This is a genomic window from Mesorhizobium sp., from assembly GCF_024509055.1.
Taxonomy (GTDB): domain Bacteria; phylum Pseudomonadota; class Alphaproteobacteria; order Rhizobiales; family Rhizobiaceae; genus Mesorhizobium.
Genome location: NZ_JANINM010000247.1, coordinates 1 through 2604, shown reverse-complemented (window position 1 = coordinate 2604; position 2604 = coordinate 1). Strand labels below are relative to the sequence as shown.

The window sequence follows — 2604 nt, the reverse complement described above, 5'->3', positions numbered from 1 at the left end:
GGATTGCCGACATAGGAGAAGACGATCTTCCTCGCCATGCCCATGCCGATCATCTGGTCGTAGATCAGGTCGGGCGTCATGCGGATCAGCGTCAGGTCGCGAAAGCCCTGGCGGATCGCCTCATGCGCGGCGGCGGTCGGGATCAGATGGGTGAAGCCTTCGAAGGCGACCGTGTCGCCGTCGTGCAAATTTTGTCCGACGGCATCCCTTAGCGGCAGGAACTTGACCATTGCAGAACGCTCCGAGGTACCCGAAAAGTTCGCATTGCGAACATATGTTTTATATGGGATATTTCTACTCCGATGCTCCACGCAGAGTCAATGTCGGTGGGAATGCCCGTGGATGAGGAAGCAACGTCGCGCGATCATGTCGGTTCGCTGGAGCGAGGCTTGGCGGTCATGGAGATTCTTGCCCGCCATCCCTCCGGGATGACGCTGACCGAGATGGCCGAGGAAGCAGGGTTGACCCGCGCTGGCGCCCGCCGCTTCCTGCTGACGCTGACGGCGACTGGCTATGCGACGCAGTCGGGTCGGACGTTCTCGCTGTCGCCGCGCTTGTTGACTGTCGCGCGAACCTGGCTAGGCGGAGCTTCACTGTGGACATTCACGGCGCCGATCATGCGCGAGGTAGCCGGGCAGTTCGACGAGGCCTGTAACGCTGCCGTCTTGTCGGGCGAAGATGTCGTCTATGTCGCCCGCATTCCTGGGCGGCGCATCTTGAGCGTCGCGCTCGACGTCGGCACCAGGTTGCCGGCCTATTGCACCTCGATGGGGCGGGTGCTGCTCTCCGGACTGAGCGCGAGCGAACTGAAGAGCTTCGTCGCCGAGGCCAGGCTCGAGCGGCGGACGCCGAAGACAATCGTCAACCGCGTCGCGCTTGGCAAGGCGATCGACAAGGCGAGGGCTGACGGTTTCGCCATCGTCGACGAGGAACTGGAACTCGGCCTGCGTTCGATCGCCGTGCCGATCCATGACCGCGCCGGTCGGACAGTCGCGGCCATCAATGTCTCGACCCAGTCGGCGCGCTTTTCCGTCGAGGCGATGGAGCGCGAGATCCTGCCCGTGCTCAACAAGGCCAAGCAGCGCGTCGAGGAGTTCTTCTTCGTCTGAAGAGCGCGTGCCGTCCGGCCGGATCGCGGGTGTGCCGACCAAATCAATCGTCGCGTTCGCCAAACTCCACAGGGGCCGTTGACGGCACGTTTCAATTCCGATATTGAACAGGATTATACAGGTTCATTGAACAGGTATTGATATGGCCCGTCGCGCGACGCAGATCACACCCGGCACCGGCAAGCCCGAGCAGATCGCGACCGTTTTGGAGCATGAAATCCGCTCCGGCGTGCTAGGCTTCGGTGATCGCCTGCAGAGCGAAAACGAGCTGGTCCAGCGCTTCTCCGTCAGCCGCAATACGGTCCGCAAGGGCCTTGAGGAATTGTCGAACCGCGGGCTCATCACCACCAGGGTCGGCATCGGGTCCTTCGTCACGTTCGACGGCATGCCGGTCGACGATGCGATAGGCTGGTCGCGCGCGCTCGCCAATGCGGGCGCCAATGCCGAGACACGAACGCTGCGGCTCGAGGTCATCGAGGATGCCGAACTGGCGGCAAAGCTCGGTGTCGATAGCCCGTCCTTCATCGCGGTCGACCGCGTGCGCACCAACGCCAATGACGGCCACGCCATTTCGATCGAGCGCAGCCGCTTGCCGCTGTCGCCGGAATTGGAAGACGTACCCCTGCGCGGACTGCGCGAAGGCACGCTTCACCAGACGTTACGCGGGGCAGGGCTGGTTCCCGACCATGGCGAGGAATGGGTCGATATCGAGATGCTGAGCGCCGCCGATGCCGCCATACTCGACTGCGCGCCGGGGACGCCGTTCCTGCGGACGCGTCGCCTGACACGCGCCGCCGACGGCCGCGCCATCGAATTCGTCACCAGCCTGCTCAACCCTGCGCATTTCGCGCTGCATCTGGAGTTCTGAGCATGGCTGACGCGGCCGAGACCATGGACCGGGCAATGGGAGCGCTGATCGGCGGCGCGCTTGGCGATGCGCTGGGCATGCCGACGCAGCTCTTGTCGCCTGCCCGCATCGCCGAGTTCTACGGCCATGTCGAGGATTTCGTCGCGCCCGTCGATGACCATCCGGTGTCGAAAGGCCTGCCGGCCGGAGCCATTACCGACGATACCGAACAAGCACTTCTGCTCGGCCGCATCCTGGTGGAGTCCGGCGAGCGTTTCGACCATGCGCGCTGGGTCAATGCCTTGCTTGACTGGGAACGCGACGTGAAGGCGCGGGGCAGCTACGACCTGCTTGGCCCCTCGACCAAGCGCGCCATCGACGCCATCAATGACGGCGTGCCGGCGGAGGAAGCCGGGCGCGGCGGCGACACCAATGGCGCCGCGATGCGTATTGGGCCCGTCGGGATCATGATGCCGCCGGTGCCGCTCGATATACTTGTCGCCAAGGTGGCGGAAACCTGCCGGGCGACGCACAACACTTCGATCGCCATTGCTTCCGCAGCCGCCGTGGCGGCGGCCGTCAGCAGCGGTGTCGCCGGCAGCGACTGGCGCGCCGCCTCGGAGCACGCCATCGCGGCGGCGCGGCTTG

At 64.6% G+C, this 2604-nt stretch carries 4 protein-coding genes; 3 read left to right on the top strand and 1 reads right to left on the bottom strand.

The genetic code is table 11. The features are described from left to right. Nucleotides 1–230: CoA-transferase (locus tag Q0L57_RS12205; protein WP_296742961.1), on the bottom strand; the 230-nt coding region annotated here is incomplete at its 3' end. Nucleotides 231–338: 108 nt separating this feature from the next. Between Q0L57_RS12205 and Q0L57_RS12200 the strand changes: the two genes are divergently transcribed. From Q0L57_RS12200 to Q0L57_RS12190, 3 genes are all read left to right on the top strand, one after another. Continuing rightward, nucleotides 339–1109, top strand: coding sequence for an IclR family transcriptional regulator C-terminal domain-containing protein (locus Q0L57_RS12200; RefSeq protein WP_296742960.1), 771 nt, complete (start codon nucleotides 339–341; stop codon nucleotides 1107–1109). 142 nt (nucleotides 1110–1251) lie between these two features. Next, nucleotides 1252–1977 carry a GntR family transcriptional regulator gene (locus Q0L57_RS12195; RefSeq protein ID WP_296742958.1) on the top strand — a complete coding sequence of 242 codons (726 nt, stop codon included), beginning with the start codon at nucleotides 1252–1254 and terminating at the stop codon, nucleotides 1975–1977. Nucleotides 1978–1979: 2 nt separating this feature from the next. Beyond that, a partial coding sequence (locus Q0L57_RS12190) for an ADP-ribosylglycohydrolase family protein (RefSeq protein ID WP_296742957.1) occupies nucleotides 1980–2604 on the top strand: 625 nt, incomplete at its 3' end.